Origin of the sequence: Microbaculum marinisediminis, assembly GCF_025397915.1 — a bacterium.
GTDB classification, from domain to species: Bacteria; Pseudomonadota; Alphaproteobacteria; order Rhizobiales; family Tepidamorphaceae; genus Microbaculum; species Microbaculum marinisediminis.
The window spans coordinates 185,481-205,327 of sequence record NZ_JALIDZ010000008.1; the positions used below are offsets into that span (position 1 = coordinate 185,481).

Genomic DNA, 19,847 nt, shown 5'->3' on the forward strand with positions numbered 1-19,847 from the left:
TTGGGAAAAGCGCGAGCGGGCGGACGATCGGTGCTCTTCGGAGACAGCACCGTCGTCGGGCCAAGGTCGGGGCATCCCGGCGGGTGCGCGCCACGGCTAGGACCGCGGTTCGAACCGCGGCAATAATTGGCTGGGATCACTTGTTCGCGCTGGCTCCGGCGAGCCGCGGCGTCGACGAGGACGGCCGTTCGACCGGCCGCGCCTCACCGACAATGGAATCTTTCAGCGCCGGCGGCTGACGGCTACCGCCGGCAAGGCCATTACAGCCCCCGTTTCGGCAGGCCGAGATTGTCGCGCAGGCTGGTACCGTCATACTCGGTTCGCACAAGCCCGCGCCGCTGCAGCTCGGGAATGACGAGGGTGCCGAAATCGTCGAGCGCCTCGGGCAGATGGGTCGGGATGATGTTGAAGCCGTCGGCGGCGCGCCCTTCCTGCCATTCCTGCATGGCGTCGGCGACGTCCTCGGCGGTACCGATCACCACGCGGTGGCCCCGGCCGGATGCCAGCGCCATGTAGAGCTGGCGGATAGTGTAGCCTTCCTTCTGCGCCAGCTTGTAGATCACCTCTGCGCGGCTGCGGAATGCCGGGTCTTTCGGCTCGGGCACCGGGCCATCGAGATCGTAGTCGGACAGATCGCCGAGTCGGTCGTAGAGCGAGGCCAGACCGATCAGCGGGTCAATGAGGTTTTGCAGCGCCTCGTGCTTCGCCTCGGCCTCCTCGCGCGTGCGCCCGACGATCGGCATCAGCCCGGGCATGATCAGCAGCTCGTCCTCGGTGCGACCGTTCGCGGCCAGGCGGCCCTTGACGGAAGCATAGAAGGCCTGGGCGTCCTCAAGGGTCTGCTTGGCGGTAAAGACCACGTCCGCGGCCCTGGCCGCCACATCGCGGCCGGCCTCCGAGTCGCCGGCGAAAAAGATGACCGGCTCGCCCTGCGGCGAGCGCGCCATGTGCAGCGGGCCGCGAACGTTGAAATGGTCGCCCTTATGATCGAGGACGTGCATTTTCTGAGGGTCAAAGAACAGGCCGGACTCCTTGTCGCGCAGGAAGGCGTCCGCGTCCCAGCTGTTCCAAAGGCCGCGCACCACGTCGACGAACTCGGAGGCACGCTCGTAGCGCAGGTTGTAGTCGGGCGCGGCCAGATGGCCGAAGTTCAGCGCGTCTTCCTTGCCCCAGGACGTGACGACGTTCCAGCCGGCACGGCCGTTGCTCAGATGATCGAGCGACAGAAACTGGCGGGCGGTGTTGTAAGGCTCGGCGTAGGTGGTCGACCCGGTCGACACCAGACCCACATGCTGCGTCAGCGCGGCGAGAGCCGACAGCAGGGTGATCGGCTCCAGCTCGGCGACATGGCTGCCGCGGCTGCGCGCGCCCTCGGGATTGTCCTCGCCGCGAATGGCCAGCTCGTCCGGCATGAAGATGAGGTCGAAGCGGTAACGCTCGGCGGCTTGCGCGACCGCCTTGAAATGGCTCAGATCCATGGAGCCGTCGGGTTGCACGCTGGGATGCCGCCAGGCGGCGATGTGATAGCCCATGCGCCAGGCCGACAGTCCGAGTTTGATCTGTTTCATGACAGCTCCTGTCTTCGAAAGTGATGAGCCGAAAAAGGCACAGCCGGCCGGCTGTACCGGCGACGGCGGATTCGGGATGGAAAGAGGGGCCGAGCGCCGCTCAGCAGGCGACCTGCAGGATCGGCTGGCGCGCCATCATGGCGAAATCCGCGACCGCCTGATCGATCCGGTCGTTGAGATCGGGGGCCGCCACCGCGCCGTCGCGGAAATCGCTGTCGCCGGCATAGATGGCCACCGGTGCGGTGCGCGCGCAGAAGAAGGAGAAGAGCGGACGAAGCTGGTGTTCGACGACGAGGGCGTGACGATGCCCCCCGCCGGTCGCGCAGATCAGCACCGGCTTGTTGTGGAGCTTGATCGGATCGACGAGATCGAAGACATGCTTGAAGATGCCGGAATAGGACCCCTTGTAGACCGGCGAGCCGACGACCAGCAGGTCGGCCTGCTCGATCCCGTCCAGGATCGTTCGTCCCGCCTCGCAAAGGCGACCACGGTCGTAGGTCAACGGCTCGCTCATGAAGCTGCCGCAATCCTCGATGCGGGCGTCGATGTCGGCATGGCGCCCCAGGCGTTCGACCACGGTCTCCACCAGCGCGCGCGTCTTGGACGGGCGGCTGGCGCTGCCGCTGAAGGCGAATACACTCTGTCGAATCGGCATGATGGGTTTCTCCTCCTGCTGCCGGCGCCCCCTGACACACGCGGGAGCTCCGGTGCGCCCGAAACGCATGTCGGTTGGCCTTGTTTGTGGTATTACTATATAGTTTATATAAATAAGGGATGCAAGCCGAATGTCCGCCTCTGACGACGCCAAGCCCGCGACGGGTCGCGATGCGCCCTGGCCCACGCCCGCCGCGGCGCACAGCATGCCGCTGTACGAGGTCGTCAAGCGCCAGATCACCGAAGCCATCCTGTCCGGGCGCTGGCCGGCCGGCACGGTGCTGCCCAGCGAGATCGCGCTCGGCGAGCAGTTCGGCGTGGCGACCGGCACGGTGCGCCGGGCGCTCCTCGATCTCACCAATGACGGCCTTTTGAGCCGCCGCCGCAAGACCGGCACGGTCGTCACCGGCCGGACGCCGCAGCACAGCCTGGCGCTGTTGATGAAGTACTTCCGGCTGCACCGCGCCGACGGCGCGCTCACCACCGCCGAGTCCCGCCCGCTTTCGGTGCAGGTGGCGTCGCCCACGCCCACGGAGGCCGAGGCACTGCATCTGGGCGAAGCCGACAAAGTGCTGCGGATCGACCGGGTGCGCTACGCCGACGGCAAGCCGGTGATGCACGACCGCTTCGTCATGGACGCGGCGCGCTTTCCCGGGCTATCGCGCCCGGCCGAGGACCTGCCGCACCTGCTCTACGCCCATATCGCGGAGGCCTACGGCGTGCGGATTTCGGCGGTGCGCGAGCAGCTCAGCGCGCAATTGGCCGATGAGACGATCGCCCGCGCGCTCAAGCTTCCGCCGAACGCGCCGGTGCTCGTCATCGAGGAGATGGCCTACGACCAGACCAACACGCCGACGATCCTGGCGATCCATCACGCCGACACGACGAGCCACCGCTACGTCAACGAGGTTCAGTAGGCGGGATCGCCCCTGGCAGGGACGACCAGCCGGTCGGCGACGATCTCGGAGCGCGTCCGGCAGCCCGACAGCGCGGCCGCCCGGCGCGTCTCCTCGAAGAGGATGTCGAACGCCCGCCCCGCGCCGGCCTCGCCGCCGGCAGCCAGGCCATACAGCAACGTCCGGCCGAGAAGGACACCATCGGCGCCCAGGGCGAGCGCCTTCAGCACGTCCGTGCCCCGTCGAAACCCGCTGTCGACGAGGATCGTCAGCCGCCCGGCGAACGCCTCGGCGATCGCCGGCAGCACGGACATCGGCGAGACCGCCCCGTCGAGCTGTCGCCCGCCATGGTTGCTGAGGACGACACCGTCGGCGCCCTGCGCGAGCGCCATGGCGACATCGTCGGCGCACAGCAGCCCCTTGATCAACAGGGGCCTGGTCCATCGCTTGCGCAGCCAGCCGACCCTGTCCCAGTCGAGACCGGTGTCGATCGCATCGCGGGCCCAGTTCGCCGCATGCACCATCTTGCGCCGGTTCTCCGGCAGGAACTCGAGCAGATTGCCGAAGCTCGGCACGCCCTTGGCCGGAACGCTGGCGAGCCAGCGCGGGTGGCGCAGCACTTCGATCTTGTTCGCCAGCGTCGGATCGGTGCCGGAGCGATAGTTGCGCTTGTCCCATTCCCGGTTGCCGAAGATGCTGCTGTCGACGGTGAGGACCAGCGCTTCGCATCCGGCCGCCTCGGCGCGGGCGAGAAGGCGCTCGAGGAAATCCTCCGATCGGAACACATAGAGCTGAAACCAGTGCCGCAGGCCGGGGACGGCGGCGACATCCTCGATGCGCGCGTTCGACACGGTGCTCTGGATGAACGGAACGCCCATCCGCGCGCAGGCCCTGGCCAGCGCAACATCACCGTGACGCCAGAGCAGACCGCTGAATCCGGTCGGCGCGGCGGCCACCGGCAACGGCACCGGGCTTCCGAGCAACGTCGTGGAGAGGTCGATACGATCGAGCGGAACCAGCGTGCGCGGGATCAGTTGGATGTCGTCGAAGACGGCGCGGTTGCGACGCAACGTGACTTCCTGCTCGGCGCCGCCTTCGAGATATTCGAACACGAACCGGGGCAGACGCCGCTGTGCCATCCGGCGCAGGTCCGCAAACGAGACCGCCCGGGCCAGATTGCGCCCGCCATAGTGGCGGCGACTCATCATGGGCTCGGCATCTTGCGGCATTGTCCGCCCCCGTCGCGATCGGCCGGCGCGACGACGGCGCGCCCAGGCGCCAGCACCGTCATTGAACCGCACTCAGACGCCGGGGCGCTGGCGTCTCGGCCGACGCGCCGCGCGGCACCGAGGCCACCAAGGTGCGCGTATAGTCGTGCCGCGGGTTCAGGAACACGTCGTCGGTCGGACCGCTTTCGACGATCTCGCCCTTGAACATCACCAGCACGCGGTCGCATAGGTGGCGCACCACGGCTAGGTCGTGCGAAATGAACAGCATCGAAAAGCCGCGCTCCTCGCGCAGCCGCAGCAACAGCTTGATGAGCTGGGCCTGCACCGAGACGTCGAGACCGGAGGCGATCTCGTCGGCCACCAGGATACGCGGAACGCCGCAGATGGCGCGCGCGATGTTGACCCGCTGCTTCTGTCCGCCGGACAGTTGCGAGGGGTAGCGCGACGCCGTTTCCGGCGCCAGCCCGATCTCGGCGAGAAGCCGCGCGACGATGTCGGCCCGCTCGGCCGCGCTGACCGGCTCTGCGGCCACCTCCAGGGCCTGGGTGATGATGCTGGCGACCCGCCGGCGGGGGTTCAGGGCCGACTGCGGGTCCTGAAAGACGATCTGCATATGCGATTGGCGGAAGGCGCGCGTATCGCGGTCGTTGCCGGCGACCGCGCGGCCGAGCAGCGCCATCCGCCCCGCCGTCGGCTGTTCGAGGCCGACCAGCATGCGCGCGATCGTCGATTTGCCGCTGCCGCTTTCGCCGACGATGCCGACGAACTCGCGATCGCGCAGTTCGAAGCTCGCCGCCTTGACGGCCGGGAACACGATCGGGGCCCTGATCAGGCGCCGGCGGGTGACGTAGTCCTTGCGCAGTTCGGCGACCTCAAGCACGCCGTCGCCGACGGCCGGCGGTGCGCTATCGGCCTCCGGCGGCCGGATGGTGGGCACCTCTCCGGAGCGGAAACACGCCGCACGATGCCCCGGCGCCACCTCCGACAAGGCCGGTTCCCTGGCCTGGCAGTCATCCGCCGCCAGCGGGCAACGCGCCGCGAAGCGGCAGCCGGTCAGGCCGGCGATCGCGCGCAGGCCGGGCATCCGCTCGGGCAGCACATAGAGCCCCCGGGCCGGGCCATCGATGTCCGGCACCGCCAGTTCCAGGCAGCGCGTATAGGGATGCGCCGGTTCGGTGAAGAGCGTGCCGGCCGGTCCGTGCTCGGCCTGGCGGCCGGCGTAGAGCACCATGACCTCGTCGCAGATCTCGGCCGCCAGCCGCAGGTCGTGGGTGATGAACAGGACCGCACTTTGGTCGCGGCGCTGCATCTCGCCGATCAGCGCGACGATCCGCGCCTGGATGGTGACGTCGAGCGCCGTCGTCGGTTCGTCCGCAATCAGCAGCTTGGGACGGCTGGCGAAGGCCATGGCGATCAGGACGCGCTGGCACATGCCGCCCGATAGCTGGTGCGGGTACTTCGCCAGGAGCCCCGCCGGATCGGGAAGATGCACGTCATCGAGCGCCGCGATCGCCCGATCGCGCCAGCGTCGGCCGTCCTCGCCGCCGATGTGATGCAGGTGCTCGCGCATCTGCTGGCCGATGGTCAGCACGGGATTGAGCGCCGACAACGGCTCCTGCGGAATGAAGGCGATGTCGCGGCCGAGCAGCGCCCGTCGCCGGGCGGGGGGCATCGTCACCAGGTCCTCGCCGTCGAACGACAGCGTTCCCTTGGTCACGGCAAAGCCGTTGGGCAGGAGCTGTGCGATCGTCCGCCCGATCATCGATTTTCCGGCACCCGATTCCCCGACCAGCCCCAGCGTCTTGCCACGCTCCAGGCGGAACGAGAGTTCGGTGATCGCGTCCAGCACGCCGTCCTTGGTGTGCAGGCCGACCGACAGGCTGTCCGCTTCCAATAGGGCCATGTCAGGCGCGCTCCGTTTGCGTCAGGCGTGTGTCGAGGCTCCTGCGCAGGCCGTCGCCGAGAATATTGAACCCGAACACGGTGGCGAAGACGGCCAGGATCGGCGCGATCAGGGTCCATGGCGCCAGGTAGAGGTCCTGGCGGGCGTCAGCGATCATCTGCCCCCAGGCGGGGGTATCGGCGCCGACGCTCATGCCGACGAAGGACAGGATCGCCTCGACGACCACGGCAACGCCCATTTCCAGGCTGAGCAGGGTGATGAGCAGCGGCCAGGTGGCCGGGGCGATCTCCCGGGTGATCGTGCGCCAGTGCGAAAAGCCGAGCAGGCGCGCGGCGGCGACATAGTCGCGGCGCGCGACCACCATCACGTCGCTGCGCAGGACCCGGCAGAACCGCGTCCAGTCGACGAGGATGATCGCCAGGATGACGTTCTGCAGGCCGGTGCCCAGTCCGACCATCAGGATGAGCGACAGGATCACCGGCGGAAACGACAGCCAGATATCGACGACGCGGCCGATGAGCCAGTCGACCCAGCCGCCGAAATAGCCGGCGACATGCGCCAGGATGGCGCCGAGGATCATGGCACCGAGAGAGGCGAAAACCGCGACGGTCAGGGCTACCCGCGCACCGTAGATCAAGCGCGACAGGATGCAGCGGCCGAGGCTGTCCGTGCCGAGCGGATAGGCCGGATCGGCGCCGGTCATCCACATCGGCGGCAGCAGCGTCGCCAGCAGGTTCTGCTCGTTGGGATCGTTGGGCGCCAGAAACGGCGCGAAAAGCGCGCAGAACGTCACCACAGCGAGCAGGACGAGCCCGATCTGAACGCGCCCCGAGCGCAGCCATAGCGGTAGGCCGGTCATGACGGTCCTCACCTGAGTTTGGGATTGAGGATCAGGTAGAGCGCGTCGACGGCGACGCTGATCGTCAGCACCATGACGCAATAGGTCAGGCCGACGATCTGGATGATCGGCAGATCGGCGTTGCGGATCGCATCGATCATCAGATTGCCCATGCCGGGATAGGAATAGATCACCTCGACCAGCAGAGTGCCGCCGAACAGAAACCCGAACTGGACGCCCATGAGGCTGAGGGTCGGCAGGAACGCGTTCTTGAGCGCGTGGCGGACGAGGATGCGACGCTCCGAAACGCCGCGCAGCCGGGCCTGCTGGACATAGTCCTCCTGATAGACGTCCAACAGGCTCGATCTCAGGATCCGCATGATCGGCGGCGCCGCCGACAGGCCGAGAGCCAACGCGGGCAGTATCATGTGGCGGCTGGCGTCGAAGAAAGCGTCGAGCCGTCCGACTAGCAGCGTGTCGAGCAGCAGGAAGCCGGTGACCATCGGGCGTTCTACATCGGCGCTCAGCCGGCCGATGAACGGCAGGAGGTCGAACATCACGCCGAAGACCAGCATGAAGAACAGCGCCCAAAGAAAATCCGGAACCGACAGCAGGGCGATCGTTCCGACATCGATCACCGGCTCCTTGCGCGTGTCGCGGGTGTAGAACAGCAGAAGCCCGCCCGCGACGCCGAGGACCGCCGCCATGAGCATCGCCAGCGTCGCCAGCTCGATCGTGGCGGGAAGCGTCGCCAGGATCAGGTCAAACACGTCCTTGCGGAAATGGATCGATGTCCCGAAATCGCCGGTCAGCAACTGCCCGAGCCAGATGCCGTATTGCTGGATCAGCGGCAGGTGCAGGCCCATCTCCTGCCGCTTCGCCTCGACATCCGCCACGCTGGCGTTGGGCGGCAGCGACATGACCGCCGGGTCCACCGGCAGCAGCCGCAGGATGACGAACAGCAGTAGGGACACCAGAACCAGTGTCGGGACGGCGATCAACAGCCGCCGCAGCACAAGCTTGACTATGGTTGCGAACATCGCCGCTCCAGAATGGCATCAACCGGCGACATCAACCGGCGCGGATGGACCGGCGGAGAGCCGGAGCCCCCGTCGCGCCCTACTGGCGAGGAGGGACGCGATCGGCTGCCCGGCCGATCCGGGCTGTCTTGGCCCCGCCGGGCCGCTGCCGACACGACGTCAGGACCCGACAACGATCACCGCGAGACGAACGGGCCGGTGTTGGCGGGCGTCATCGCGATGCGCCCGTCACCGTTTGACTGCGCCCGTTTCACTCCGCGTCCCATTCGAGCGTGCGACCGAGCACCCAGCCGTTGCCGAACTTCTCGTAGGTCAAATCCGGCTTTCGCACCAGGGTCTGAACGCTTTGCAGAAGCGGCATCACGGCCCCCATTTCACTGGCGCGGCGGTTGAGATCGCGATAGCCGGCGATGCGCTTTTCGTAGTCCGGCTCTTTGAACAGCTCCAGCACCTGCGGACCTGGTTCGTCGCCCTTCCACGATGAAAACGGCATCTCCGGATTGAGCATGTAGCCGGTGAAGATCTCCGGGTCGCCGGTGGCGTTGTCCCACGAATAGAGCGTCGCCTCGGGCAGCTTGTCGCCGCGGTTCAGCTCGAAGTACTTGGCGTACTCGATGACGTCGAGTTCGGCCTCGATACCGACCTTCTTCCACATTTGCAACAAGGCGCGGGCAATGTCGAAGTCGCTCGGGAAATGGCCGTTCGTGGCCGCCAGCGTCAGCTTGACGGGGTTGTCCGGCGAGAACCCGGACTCCGCGAGCAGCGCCTTGGCTTTCTCGGGATCGTAGGGGATCTCGAAGTCCGCGACATCACCGGGCGTGCCGGGCGGCGCCATCACCGACAGCGGCACCGCCGCCCCGCCGTAGAAGGCCTTGGAAAGCGCCTGCTTGTCGATCGCGTAGTGCGCGGCGAGGCGGACATTCTCGTCGGCGAAGGCCAGATCGTGGCGCACCTGCAGGAGGATGACGCGGGTGATCGGATTGAGTTCCGCGATCAGGTCCCCGCTCTCGCCCAGGCGTTCGGCCTCGCGCACCGGCACGTTGATGGTCAGATCGGTCTGCCCGGACTGGATGGCGGCCACGCGGGCGGACGATTCCTTGATGACCTCGATGGTGATGCGCTTCAGCGGCGCCGGGCCGCGCCAGTAGGCGTCGTGGCGCTCGAACACCATCCGCGAATTCATCTGATATTCGACGAGCCGGTAGGGTCCCGTGCCCACGGGCTTCTCGCGAAAGCCTTCCAGGCCGACCTCTTCCATATAATGCTTGGGCACCACGAACCCGCCCTGGAAGGCAAGCCACTGCGGCGCCGTCGGCATGGGCGCGGAGAAGCGCATGACGCCTTCGGTCGGCGATAGGACCTCGATGTCCTCGACCCGGCGCCACGTATTGGCGATATCGATGGGGTGCCCGGCCTTGATGCGCTCGAAGAACGTGTAGCGGATGTCTTCGGCCGTCATCTTGGTGCCGTCATGGAAGACGACGTCGTCGCGCACGCGGAAGCGCAGCTCCATCGCGTCGTCGCTCAGCTCCCACTCCTCCAGCAGTTCGGGGACGAGATCGAGATCGGGATTCTGGCCGACGGGCTGATCGAAGACCATCTTGAACAGCGGCTGGGCGTCCGGCCCGAAGCGCTGATTGGGATCCCAGGAGGGCACATCGGACGGCCAGGCGATGCTGGCGCTGTCGCGCGCCTCGGTCCCATGCGCCAGCGGCACGCCGCCCGCGGCGACCAGGGCACCGACGCCCAGGAGTTGCAGGGCCGTCCGCCTGTTCAGGTTCGTCATACTTTCCTCCTCTTGATCCGCGAGCGAGATCGCCAAATTAGTATACTGATTTTTCGGAACACTGGGCGCCAGGAGCGACACTGTCAAGGCTTTTCTATATAGTTATGAAACGGAAATTGCAGTATATGTCGCTGAAACCGCCCAGACTCAGCCCTGCCGCGTTGACAATTCCGCCAACAAGGCGCAAGAGGCTAACGATGGGGAACGAAACATGCATGCACAAGTGAATACTGATTCGTGGATAACCTCGCGATGACCAGCGTGACCGACGGCCCTCCGGCCGGCCCCGAATCCGCCCCCGGCAGCGGCAATCTGCGCCATCGTATTTACGAGGATCTGCGCAACAAGCTGCGGCGCGGCGAGATCAGCGCCGAGGACCGCCTCGTCGACGTCGAGATCGCCCGCTCGGCGGGGGTCTCGCGGATGCCTGTCCGGGAAGCCCTGCTGCAACTCATCATCGAAGGCCATCTGGTCGGCACCACGCGCGGCTTTGCGCTGCCGACGCTGGACGAGAGCGACATCGTCGACATCTTCGAGGTGCGCAAGCTGATCGAGCCGCGGGCAGCCGCGAACGCGGCACGCGACCTGGATGACGCCGGCCTCGAAATCCTGCGTCGCGCAGAGGCGGACGCGCGCCAGGCCGCCTCGGCCGGTGACGCCGAGGCGCTCGGCCTCGCCAATACCCTGTTTCGCCAGACCTGGATCGCCGCGCTACGCAATCGTCGGCTTGCCGACACGATCCTGCGCTTTGCCGATCAGGCCCAGATCGTCCGCCGCGGCACGCTAGCCGACCCAAAGACCCAGAAGGTCGTGATCGACGGCCTGGCGCTGTTGCTGGATGCCTTCGTCCGCCGGGATTCGCTGGCGGCGCACGACCGGATGGCGGCCTTCATGTACGAGGCCGAAAAAAGCTATTTCCGCGATACGGCGAACGACGCGGAGAAACGACAGTCCGATACAGAGGAGCGGCGGCAGCGCAGATGAAAGACGGCCCAGAAACGGGATTGCGCGCGCGCTTGCGCGCCGGCGAGGCCATCAAGCTCGCGTGGTTCTCGCTTGGCTCGCCCGCGCTTATCGAGGTCGCCGCCGCAACCGGCCTCGACGTCGTGGTCATCGATGCCCAGCACGGGCTGTGGGATCGCACCTCGATCGAGCAGGCCACGGGGGTGGTGCGCGGCCACCGTCCGGTCCTGGTGCGCACGGGCGACTCGCTGCCCCAGACGATCGGCACCGCGCTCGATTCCGGCGCCGCTGGCGTCCTCGCGCCGATGATCGAGACCGCCGCCGACGCGGCCGCGCTGGTCAGGGCGGCGCGCTTTCCGCCACACGGCCGCCGGTCCGGTGGTGGCGTGCGTCCAATGCTGCACGACTTTGCCGCCTACTATCGGATGGCCAACGAGACGACCGTCGTCGGTGCCATGATCGAAACCGCCGAGGGCGTCGCCAACGCGGCGGAGATCGCGGTAACGCCCGGTCTCGATTTTGTCTTCGTCGGAACCGGCGATCTCGCCCTGTCGCTTGGCGGCTTTGACGGTGTCGAAGCGGCGCTGGAGACAGCGATCGACGCGGTGCGCTCGGCCTGTGTCGCCGCCCGCCTGCCCTGCGGAATCTATTGTGCCAGCGGCGAGGAAGCGCTGTCGCGCAGCGAACAGGGCTATGCGCTGACGGTAGCGGCCGCCGATATCGCGGTCGTCGCCAAAGGCTTTGCCGCCGAGCACCGTGGAGCCGGACGATAGGCGTCAGGTCCGTTCCGGCTTATGCGGACAGCAGGGAAGACCAAGACGGAACACGATCGAAAATGCGGACGCGGGCCGTGACAACGTCACTGGGAAACGGCATAGGATTAATCGGCGTCGGGCGGTGATCCGCCCCCCGGGGTGCGGCACATGCACTGGCTCTCCCCGGTTCCCCTGAAACTGCGAATGAGCATTCGATGAGCATCGAATACGTCGTAGAGCCCGCCCCCATCGTCTCGCTTGCGGTTGAAGGAAGTCCGGGACGGTTTCCCGTGGCCCGTCTCTTCTGCATCGGACGCAATTATGCGGCTCACGCCGTCGAAATGGGTCACGATCCGGATCGGGAGCCGCCGTTCTTCTTCCTGAAGCCGCCGACCGCGATCGTGACCAGCGGCGTCTTTCCCTATCCCGCCGATGCCGGTGCGGTGCATCACGAAGTCGAGCTTGTCGTCGCCCTGGGCGGTGGCGGCGAGGATATCCCTCCGGATGCCGCGCTTGACTGCGTGTTCGGTTACGGCGTCGGCATCGACATGACATTGCGCGACCTGCAGGCCGAGGCCAAGACGCTCGGCCGCCCCTGGGACGTGGCCAAGGGGTTCGACGGCTCGGCGCCGTGCGGCGCGCTGACGCCGGCGTCCCAGATCGGCCATCCGGACCGAGGCGCGATCTCGCTGTCGGTCAATGGCGAGGAACGGCAAAGCGGCGACCTCGCGCAGATGATCTGGAAGACGCCGGAGATCATCGCCACCCTGTCACGCCGCTTTCGACTTCTTCCCGGCGATCTGATCCTGACCGGGACGCCCGCCGGGGTCGGCCCGGTGACACCCGGCGACGAGATCGTCGCCAGCATCGCCGGCGTCGGAAAGCTCGAAGTCTCCGTCGGAGGCTAGCCTCCGCGCGGCTCGGGAATGCCGGTGAATGCACCTTGCACGCCGGGCCGGTTCAGTGGGTCCCGATGGCGCGGTTCTCCTCAGGCTGCTCAGATCGACTGGCCGTGCACCAGTTCGAGCGGCAACAGATGATCCGTCTCGCTGAAGATGCCGCTTTCCAAGCGCTCGATGATGGCCCCGGCCGCGGTAACCCCGATTTCGTAGGCCCGCGACTTGACCGTGGTCAGCGGCGGTACGGCCAGGCCGGTAAAGGGGAAGGCATTGAAGCCGGAGACCGCCACATCCTCGGGCACCCTTAGGCCGCGGCTGCGCAGAACCTGGATGGCGGCGATGGCGATCTGGTCATTCTGGCCGACAATGACGTCGGGTATCCCGTTGCGGTCGAGATAGCGGGTGGTGGCATCCGTAATCGCCACCGCGCTGGTCTCGTCGCACGGGATCAGATCCAACGTGACATTGTGGTCGGCGAAGACCTCCGAGACCCCGGCGACACGATTCTCCACCGCGGGCCATTGAATGTCGGTGATCACCATGGCGGCACGGCGCGGATTTCGGCGCAGGAGTTCCCGCGCGATCGCCGCCGATCCGCCGTGATCGTCCTGACGGACGAAACAGGCATCCGGCAGATCCGGCACCGGCTGGTCCTGGAAAACCACCAGAGGTTGGCCCAGGCCGGCGACAAGCCGCATGGACTCGATGCGCTCCGCCCGATCGCCGCTGGGGTTCAGGCAGATGGCATCGACCTGGGAAATGCGGATCAGGGAACATTCCGCCAGCCGCCCGGGCAGGACGCCATAGAGCAGCAGGCCGAAATCGTTCTTGCTCAGGTGATTGCTAAGGCCGGCGACCAGATTGGTCGTGAAGGGATCGGCCAGAAAGCGCGGAGACGGGTCTACGATCGCCAGGCCGACCGCACCGTGACGCTGCGTGCGCAGATTGCGCCCGATCCGGTTGGGCCTGTAGCCCATCTCCCGGATTGCCGCCTCGACCCGGCGTCGGGTCTCCGCAGAAACGCCGGTCTTCTTGCCGTTGACAACCTTCGAGACGGTTGCCGTGGAGACCCCCGCCCGCGCGGCGACGCCATGAATGGTCGGACGGCTGCGTTTCTGTTCACCCTGTTTCGCCATGGCAATTTCATATTCCAGTTGACGCCCGAAAAGCACTGCCCTAACGTCTTGGTTAAACGTTTAACACCCCTGCAATAGGGATCAAATGCCCGCGTTATTTGATTTCGAGAAGCTGGCGGCGCAACTCTATACGGCAGTCCTGTCGGATGTGCTCGACAGTCTCGGCTATCCTAACCAGGCGATGGCGCCCTTCGTACGCCCGCTGGATGAGGGCCTGACATTATTCGGTCGTGCCCGGACCGGCCTCTACATGCCGACCTATTCCGTCTCTCCCGACGAAAATCCCTATGAAGTCGAGATCGCGCTCATCGACGATCTGAAGCCGGGCGATGTCCCGGTGCTCGCATGCGACGGCCCGACCACGCGGATAGCCCCCTGGGGTGAGCTCCTGACCACGGCATCGCGGATGCGCGGCGCGGTGGGGTGCGTCACCGATGGATTGGTCCGCGATGTCCGCCACATCCGCACCGCCGGGTTCCCGGTGTTTCACGGCGGGATCGGCCCGCTCGATTCCAAGGGCCGCGGCAAGATGATGAATATGGATGTTCCCGTGCGGTGCGCCGGCGCGGCGGTCGCTCCCGGGGATCTCATTTTCGGCGATGTGGATGGCGTGATCGCCATTCCTGCTGCCGTCGCCGAGAAAGCGATCGAGATCGCCCTCGACAAGGTCGAGAGCGAGAACCGCACCAGGGACGAACTGCTTCAGGGTGCCTTGCTGAAGGACGTCTACGACAAATACGGCGTTCTCTGAGCCCTGGACTATCCGGGACGAACCCGGACCCACGATTCCCACCATCCAATCTCTCAACAAGTGGAGGAGACACATGTCTATTCGAAAAGGATTGGCGCTCGCCGGAGCATTGATGGTGCTTGGGGCGGCATCCGCCTCGGCACAGGAATACACGATCCGCGCCAGTCACGGCGAATCCACGGATAGCGCCCTGCACAGGGGATGGCAGGTCTTCGAGGCCTATGTCGAAAGTGCCAGTGGCGGCAAGATCGCGGTCGAGATCGCCCCGGCCGGACAGCTCGGCTCCATGACCGACGCGCTGGAGCAGGCCAAGAGCGGCGCCATCCAGATGGCCCACGGCGACGAACAGACCATGAGCACGTTCTACAAGCCCATGCTCATCCTCGCCACGCCATACCTGTTCGCGAACGATGAAGAAGGCATGGCGTTCGTGGACACGCCCTTCTTCATGGAAACCCGCGAGAAGATGGCCGAAGAATCCGGTCTGCGCCTGCTGGCGGCCGCCTCGTACGGCTTCCGCAACTTCACGAACAACGTGCATCCGATCAAGACCGCGGCCGACATGGAAGGCATCCGCATGCGCGTGCCGCCGAGCCCGATGTCGCTGAAGATGGTCGAGGCCATGGGCGGCTCGCCCACCCCAGTTCCTTGGGTGGAACTCTATGGCGCCATGCAGTCCGGCGTGGTGGACGGTCAGGAGAACCCGACCGGCGTTGCCCTCGACTACTCGTTCTATCAGGTCCAGAAGCACATGACCCTGGACAGCCATCAGCTCGGCCTCAACACGCTCATGATGAACGAGGCGTTCTTCCAGAGCCTCCCCGTCGATCTCCGCGAGATCGTCGTGACGGGCGCCCGCATGGCGGCCAACACCGAGTATGGCGAGCGCAACTTCCAGGCCCGCGTCAGCGCGGTCGACAAGCTGCGTGAGCTGGGGATGGAGGTCTATGCACCTTCCGGCGAGGAAGTCGAGACCTTCCGCACCGCCGTCAAGGAGCCGATGCGGGCTTACCTGCAGGAGGAACTCGACCCGGCTTTTGTCGACGCGGTCTATTCCGAGATCGAGTCGATGCGCGCCGCGTCCCGCGCCGCCGTCGAGTAACCGCGCGGTCAATTACCCCGGTCCGGCCTGCGGCCGGACCGGGCCACACATGAGGCGCAGGCATCCATGTTTCGAACCATCGATCGCGTAGTCGATGCGGCGCTCGTGCTGTCGCTAGCCATCATAGCGACGGTCCTCGTCATCCAGGTCGCGCTCCGCTACCTGCTGCATGCACCGCTTGCCTGGCCGGAGGAACTCTCGCAGTTCCTGCTGGTGGGAATTTCCTTTTTCGGAATGTATCGCGCCTTCGGCGAGCAGGCCCACATCCGCATCCAGTGGCTGGACAAGAGGCCATTCGCCCTGAGGCTGTTGCGCGCATACGGGCTGCTCGCCGTGGCGATCTTCCTGGCCTACATCGGCTATGGCGGCTTCCTGCTGGCTGCCGCGGCCTGGAACCAGCCCTCGACGGCGCTCCGCCTGCCGATGGCCATTCCCTATCTGATCATCCCGGTGTCCTGCGCCCTGTCGCTGGTGGCCGTCGCCGTTTCCGCGAAACACCTCCTGTTCGGCACGGAGATAGGCGACCAGGACCAAAACCCTGGAAACGCTGACCCGTGATAGTCGGACTCATCCTGCTTCTGCTGGCGGTCCTCCTGGCCGTCGAGACACCGATCGCATTCGCCGTAGGGTTCATCGCCTTCGCCGGGCTGTTGCTCACGGGAATCGGCAACGCGCCCATTTCCGCGCAGCGCATGTTCGCCGGAATGAACAGCTACGGCCTGCTGGCGCTGCCGCTTTTCATCCTCGCCGGGAACCTGCTGGTTGCCGGCGGTGTCATCCGGCGACTCGTCGAATTCGTCGATTTGCTCGTTGGCGGCGTGCGCGCCGGGCTCGCCTACGTGAACATTCTCGCCAACATGATGATGGCGGGGCTTTCGGGGTCCGCGACCGCCGACACGGCTGCTCTCGGTTCCGTCATGACGCCGATGATGCGCGAACGGGGCTATTCCGCCGACTTCGCCGCCGCGCTGACCATATCCGGCGCCATCGTCGCGCCGATTATCCCGCCCAGCATCATCATGGTGATCTATGCGATCCCGACGAAGCTGTCGATCGGCGCCCTGTTTTTCGCCGGCATCCTTCCGGGACTTCTGATCATCGGCCTGCTGGCGCTCTACATCTTCCTGTCCGCCAACCGCATCGCACCGCCCCCGGTCCCGCGGAACCGTGACAAGTCGATCCTTCGCGTCACCGTGGAAACGCTGCCTGTCCTGATGGCGCCCTTCATCGTCGTGGGCGGTGTGCGCGGCGGCGTCTTCACCACCACGGAGGCCGCCGCCGTTCTGGTCGCCTACGCGGTCTTCCTCAACGTCGTTTTCTATCGCAGCACCAGCTTCTCGACCCTCTACGAGGTCTTTCGCGAAAGCGCCGTGACCACGGCAACGGTGATGATCGTCGTCGGCACATCGAGCCTGTTCGCCTGGTTCCTCGCCATCGAGAACGTGCCGAATGCCGCCCGCGAAATGTTCATGACGCTGACCGACAACCCGATCGTTTTCCTGATCGCGGTCAACCTGTTCCTGATCGTCGTCGGCTGCTTCGTCGATACGGTACCGGCGATCCTGATCTTCGTGCCGATCCTGCAGCCGGCCGCCGTCGCCTTCGGCATAGACCCGATCCACTTCGCCATCATCGTCATCGTCAACCTGATGGTGGGCCTGAACACGCCCCCCATCGGTACGAACCTCTTCGTGATCTCTTCGGTTACGGAGCGGCCGATAGGAGCGATCGCCCGCGCCCTCATGCCCTTCTTCGTGGTGAAGATCCTGGCGCTGGCGATCATCACCTACGTGCCATTCATCTCTCTTTGGCTACCGCGTGTCGCGGGGCTGATCCGCTGATCCCCTGGAGTACGGCTAATAATGTCTGAGTACATACTGCACCCTGATGCCCAGTTTCCGCTGCCCGCGGATATCGAGGCGGAGGTCTATGGCAGCGCGTTCGGCGTCCGCGCCTATCTGCCCGCGGACACGGCCTCGATCCCGGACGATGTCTGGGCGGGCGCGTCGGGCCTCGTCTGCTACCATGAGGTAGCGGTCACGGCCGCCGTCATGGACCGAATGCCGAAGTGCCGCGTCGTCGTGCGCGCCGGCGTCGGCTTCGACAATATCGACCTTCGGGCGGCCGCCGAGCGCGGCATCGCGGTGTGCAACACGCCGGATTACGGCACCACCGATGTCGCCGACCATGCCATCGCGCTGACGCTGGCGTTCCTGCGCGGCATCACCTTCTACAACCGCGCCATCGAAGCCGATCCCCTGGCCGGCTGGCGCTTCGACACGGCACCCTCGGTGCGGCGGCTGTCGACCCAGACCTTCGGGGTCGTCGGTCTCGGCCGGATCGGAACGGCGACGGCCCTTCGCGCCAAGGCGCTCGGCATGCGCGTGATCTTCTTCGATCCCTACAAGCCCACGGGCACCGAACTCGCCGTCGGGCTGGAGCGGTGCGCGACGCTGGACGACCTGCTGGCCGCCGCCGACATCGTCTCGCTGCACACGCCGCTGACCGAGGAGACACGGCACATCATGAACGCGGCGACGTTCGCGAAGATGAAACCGGAAGCCATCCTCATCAATACCGGGCGGGGCCCGTCGGTCGATCTCGATGCGCTTGCCGACGCCCTCCTGTCCGGCCATGTCGCCGCGGCCGGCCTCGACGTGCTGGAACAGGAGCCCCCGTCTCCCGACAGCAAGCTCATCGCCGCGTGGCGCGCGCCCGACAGCCCGATCCGCGACCGCCTCGTCCTGACGCCGCATGCCGCCTTCTACAGCCCGTCCAGCCTGATCGACCTGCGCCGGAAATCGGCCGTGGTCGCGCTCGGATATCTGCAGGAAGGCGACTCCCGGGACCTGGTGAACCGCGACCTGCTCGACCAGGCCGCGGCCGCGCGCCGGCGCGCCTGACCATTCTCATCCGAACTCAAACTGAAAGCCTGATGATGAGCAACTTCACTTTCTCCCGTTCCGAAGCGCGTGTCCGCGAGGCCGCGACCATCGTGCCGGGCGGCGTCAACAGCAACTTCCGCCTCGGCGTCGCGCCGACGCCGCTGGTCTTCGAGCGTGGCGAGGGCCCCTATCTCCATGACATCGACGGCAACCGGCTGATCGACTACTACCTCGCGCTCGGTCCGATGATCCTGGGCCACAGCCCGGCCGACGTGATCGCCGCCGCCCACGGCCAGCTCGACAAGGGCCTGCTCTACGGTGGACAGAGCGAGCTGGAATACGAAGCCGCGCACCGCGTGAGCGCCATGGTGCCCTGCGCCGAGCGCGTGCGGTTCGCCGGCAGTGGATCGGAAGCCGTCCAGCTGGCGCTGCGCCTCGCCCGTGCCGTGACCGAGCGGCTGACCGTCATCAAGTTCGAGGGGCACTACCACGGCTGGCTCGACTCCGTTCTCTGGAGCAACGGCACCCCCTTCGACCAGGTCGGCCCCGAGGAAAGCCCGACGAAGTACCGCGCCAGCGCCGGGCAGGACCCCGCCACTGGGGAGAACCTGGAAGTCCTCTCCTGGAACCAGGAGGAGCAGATCGTTTCCCGCATCGCCAAGGGAGACGTGGCCGCGGTCATCATGGAAGCCACCATGTGCAACAGCGGCGGCATTTTCGCGAAGCCGGGCTATCTGGAGGCCGTCCGCGACGCCTGCACGAAGCACGGCACGATTCTGATATTCGACGAGGTCATCACCGGTTTCCGCGTCGGCCCGGGCGGCGCTCAGAAGCGCCTCGGCGTCACGCCGGACCTTGCCACCTTCGCCAAGGCCATGGCAAACGGTTTCACCGTCGCTGCGGTGGCGGGCCGTGCCGAGATCATGGACCAGCTGTCGAGCGGCCATATCATGCACGGCGGAACCTACAACGCGCAGCCCGTCGCCATGGCTGCCGCGATCGCGACCATGGACAGGCTCGTACAGAGCGAGACCTTCGAGGCGATGGAACGCAACGGGACGCGGCTGATGAACGGGATCGCCGAAGCGTTCGCGGAGGCCGGCCTGCCCGCGACCGTCACGGGTTATCCGCAGATCTTCACCGTCGCGCTCGGGTTGACGGAGCCTGCCGAGAACTATCGCGGCCTGGCAAAGGTTGATCGGGCGGCCTATCGCCACTTCACCGCCGCCCTCCTGGGCAACGGCGTGCGCGCGCTGGAACGCGGTGCCTGGTTCCTCTGCACCGAGCATACCGAGGACGTGGTGGACGAGACGCTCGCCGCGGTGCGCAAGACCCTGGCCGATATCGGCCCCGACCTGGCGCACCTGCGCGCCTGAGGTTATCGAGGCGGCTGCATAGCCGCCATCTGACCCTGCCGACCGGGCGCTAAAATGCCCGGTCGG

Annotated in this window: 18 protein-coding genes; 10 read left to right on the top strand and 8 right to left on the bottom strand. The window is 66.3% G+C overall.

The genetic code is table 11. The features are described from left to right. Positions 1-260 precede the first annotated feature (260 nt). Positions 261-1,568: an LLM class flavin-dependent oxidoreductase gene (locus tag MUB46_RS17820; RefSeq protein ID WP_261617302.1), complete on the bottom strand. Its 1,308-nt coding sequence runs from the start codon at positions 1,566-1,568 to the stop codon at positions 261-263. Positions 1,569-1,668: 100 nt separating this feature from the next. Beyond that, a complete protein-coding gene (locus MUB46_RS17825; RefSeq protein ID WP_261617303.1) occupies positions 1,669-2,223 on the bottom strand; it encodes an NAD(P)H-dependent oxidoreductase in 555 nt (184 codons plus the stop codon). A 130-nt stretch (positions 2,224-2,353) separates the two neighbouring features. Between MUB46_RS17825 and MUB46_RS17830 the strand changes: the two genes are divergently transcribed. Continuing rightward, a complete protein-coding gene (locus MUB46_RS17830) occupies positions 2,354-3,139 on the top strand; it encodes a GntR family transcriptional regulator (protein ID WP_261617304.1) in 786 nt (261 codons plus the stop codon). Here MUB46_RS17830 and MUB46_RS17835 read toward each other — a convergent pair. The 5 genes from MUB46_RS17835 to MUB46_RS17855 form a co-directional block, all read right to left on the bottom strand. After that, a complete protein-coding gene (locus MUB46_RS17835) occupies positions 3,133-4,326 on the bottom strand; it encodes an alpha-hydroxy acid oxidase (RefSeq protein ID WP_261617305.1) in 1,194 nt (397 codons plus the stop codon). The genes MUB46_RS17830 and MUB46_RS17835 overlap by 7 nt on opposite strands. Before the next feature lie 79 nt (positions 4,327-4,405). Beyond that, positions 4,406-6,250 (bottom strand): ABC transporter ATP-binding protein, encoded by a 1,845-nt coding sequence (locus MUB46_RS17840; RefSeq protein WP_261617306.1) that lies wholly within the window; start codon positions 6,248-6,250, stop codon positions 4,406-4,408. Between the two features lies 1 nt (position 6,251). Then, a complete protein-coding gene (locus MUB46_RS17845; protein WP_261617307.1) occupies positions 6,252-7,109 on the bottom strand; it encodes an ABC transporter permease in 858 nt (285 codons plus the stop codon). A gap of 8 nt (positions 7,110-7,117) precedes the next feature. Continuing rightward, positions 7,118-8,128 carry an ABC transporter permease gene (locus tag MUB46_RS17850; protein WP_261617308.1) on the bottom strand — a complete coding sequence of 337 codons (1,011 nt, stop codon included), beginning with the start codon at positions 8,126-8,128 and terminating at the stop codon, positions 7,118-7,120. Positions 8,129-8,378: 250 nt separating this feature from the next. Then, positions 8,379-9,914 (bottom strand): ABC transporter substrate-binding protein, encoded by a 1,536-nt coding sequence (locus MUB46_RS17855; RefSeq protein ID WP_261617309.1) that lies wholly within the window; start codon positions 9,912-9,914, stop codon positions 8,379-8,381. A 252-nt stretch (positions 9,915-10,166) separates the two neighbouring features. On the opposite strand from MUB46_RS17855, the gene MUB46_RS17860 reads away from it, so the two are divergent. The 3 genes from MUB46_RS17860 to MUB46_RS17870 all read left to right on the top strand — a co-directional run bounded on the left by MUB46_RS17860 (position 10,167) and on the right by MUB46_RS17870 (position 12,540). Further along, entirely contained in the window at positions 10,167-10,898 is a 732-nt protein-coding gene (locus tag MUB46_RS17860; protein ID WP_261617310.1) for a GntR family transcriptional regulator, read from the top strand. Then, positions 10,895-11,650, top strand: a complete 756-nt coding sequence (locus MUB46_RS17865) for an HpcH/HpaI aldolase family protein (protein WP_261617311.1) — start codon at positions 10,895-10,897, stop codon at positions 11,648-11,650. The genes MUB46_RS17860 and MUB46_RS17865 overlap by 4 nt, the downstream gene beginning before the upstream one ends. Before the next feature lie 197 nt (positions 11,651-11,847). Then, complete coding sequence (locus tag MUB46_RS17870; RefSeq protein ID WP_261617312.1) at positions 11,848-12,540, top strand: fumarylacetoacetate hydrolase family protein; 693 nt, start codon at positions 11,848-11,850, stop codon at positions 12,538-12,540. A gap of 89 nt (positions 12,541-12,629) precedes the next feature. Here the strand turns inward: MUB46_RS17870 and MUB46_RS17875 are convergent, their stop codons facing one another. Then, positions 12,630-13,667, bottom strand: coding sequence for a LacI family DNA-binding transcriptional regulator (locus MUB46_RS17875; RefSeq protein ID WP_261617313.1), 1,038 nt, complete (start codon positions 13,665-13,667; stop codon positions 12,630-12,632). 85 nt (positions 13,668-13,752) lie between these two features. Here MUB46_RS17875 and MUB46_RS17880 point away from each other — a divergent pair, with 85 nt between their 5' ends. From MUB46_RS17880 to MUB46_RS17905, 6 genes are all read left to right on the top strand, one after another. Continuing rightward, positions 13,753-14,418 (top strand): RraA family protein, encoded by a 666-nt coding sequence (locus MUB46_RS17880; RefSeq protein WP_261617314.1) that lies wholly within the window; start codon positions 13,753-13,755, stop codon positions 14,416-14,418. Between the two features lie 73 nt (positions 14,419-14,491). Further along, positions 14,492-15,520 carry a TRAP transporter substrate-binding protein gene (locus MUB46_RS17885; RefSeq protein ID WP_261617315.1) on the top strand — a complete coding sequence of 343 codons (1,029 nt, stop codon included), beginning with the start codon at positions 14,492-14,494 and terminating at the stop codon, positions 15,518-15,520. Between the two features lie 66 nt (positions 15,521-15,586). Continuing rightward, positions 15,587-16,078, top strand: a complete 492-nt coding sequence (locus MUB46_RS17890; protein ID WP_261617316.1) for a TRAP transporter small permease — start codon at positions 15,587-15,589, stop codon at positions 16,076-16,078. After that, entirely contained in the window at positions 16,075-17,361 is a 1,287-nt protein-coding gene (locus tag MUB46_RS17895; RefSeq protein ID WP_261617317.1) for a TRAP transporter large permease, read from the top strand. Before MUB46_RS17890 ends, MUB46_RS17895 begins: the two co-directional genes overlap by 4 nt. A gap of 21 nt (positions 17,362-17,382) precedes the next feature. After that, complete coding sequence (locus MUB46_RS17900) at positions 17,383-18,423, top strand: C-terminal binding protein (RefSeq protein ID WP_261617318.1); 1,041 nt, start codon at positions 17,383-17,385, stop codon at positions 18,421-18,423. A 35-nt stretch (positions 18,424-18,458) separates the two neighbouring features. Continuing rightward, positions 18,459-19,781, top strand: a complete 1,323-nt coding sequence (locus MUB46_RS17905; RefSeq protein WP_261617319.1) for an aspartate aminotransferase family protein — start codon at positions 18,459-18,461, stop codon at positions 19,779-19,781. The last annotated feature ends 66 nt before the right edge of the window (positions 19,782-19,847 follow it).

Excerpts from the sequence above, each read along its gene's own strand:
- MUB46_RS17870 (WP_261617312.1), top strand. The coding sequence starts at position 11,848 with ATGAGCATCGAATACGTCGTAGAGCCCGCCCCCATCGTCTCGCTTGCG.
- MUB46_RS17860 (WP_261617310.1), top strand. The coding sequence starts at position 10,167 with ATGACCAGCGTGACCGACGGCCCTCCGGCCGGCCCCGAATCCGCCCCC.
- MUB46_RS17830 (WP_261617304.1), top strand. The coding sequence starts at position 2,354 with ATGTCCGCCTCTGACGACGCCAAGCCCGCGACGGGTCGCGATGCGCCC.
- MUB46_RS17850 (WP_261617308.1), bottom strand. The coding sequence starts at position 8,128 with ATGTTCGCAACCATAGTCAAGCTTGTGCTGCGGCGGCTGTTGATCGCC.
- MUB46_RS17865 (WP_261617311.1), top strand. The coding sequence starts at position 10,895 with ATGAAAGACGGCCCAGAAACGGGATTGCGCGCGCGCTTGCGCGCCGGC.
- MUB46_RS17855 (WP_261617309.1), bottom strand. The coding sequence starts at position 9,914 with ATGACGAACCTGAACAGGCGGACGGCCCTGCAACTCCTGGGCGTCGGT.
- MUB46_RS17825 (WP_261617303.1), bottom strand. The coding sequence starts at position 2,223 with ATGCCGATTCGACAGAGTGTATTCGCCTTCAGCGGCAGCGCCAGCCGC.
- MUB46_RS17900 (WP_261617318.1), top strand. The coding sequence starts at position 17,383 with ATGTCTGAGTACATACTGCACCCTGATGCCCAGTTTCCGCTGCCCGCG.
- MUB46_RS17840 (WP_261617306.1), bottom strand. The coding sequence starts at position 6,250 with ATGGCCCTATTGGAAGCGGACAGCCTGTCGGTCGGCCTGCACACCAAG.
- MUB46_RS17885 (WP_261617315.1), top strand. The coding sequence starts at position 14,492 with ATGTCTATTCGAAAAGGATTGGCGCTCGCCGGAGCATTGATGGTGCTT.
- MUB46_RS17835 (WP_261617305.1), bottom strand. The coding sequence starts at position 4,326 with ATGATGAGTCGCCGCCACTATGGCGGGCGCAATCTGGCCCGGGCGGTC.
- MUB46_RS17845 (WP_261617307.1), bottom strand. The coding sequence starts at position 7,109 with ATGACCGGCCTACCGCTATGGCTGCGCTCGGGGCGCGTTCAGATCGGG.
- MUB46_RS17905 (WP_261617319.1), top strand. The coding sequence starts at position 18,459 with ATGAGCAACTTCACTTTCTCCCGTTCCGAAGCGCGTGTCCGCGAGGCC.
- MUB46_RS17820 (WP_261617302.1), bottom strand. The coding sequence starts at position 1,568 with ATGAAACAGATCAAACTCGGACTGTCGGCCTGGCGCATGGGCTATCAC.
- MUB46_RS17880 (WP_261617314.1), top strand. The coding sequence starts at position 13,753 with ATGCCCGCGTTATTTGATTTCGAGAAGCTGGCGGCGCAACTCTATACG.
- MUB46_RS17875 (WP_261617313.1), bottom strand. The coding sequence starts at position 13,667 with ATGGCGAAACAGGGTGAACAGAAACGCAGCCGTCCGACCATTCATGGC.
- MUB46_RS17890 (WP_261617316.1), top strand. The coding sequence starts at position 15,587 with ATGTTTCGAACCATCGATCGCGTAGTCGATGCGGCGCTCGTGCTGTCG.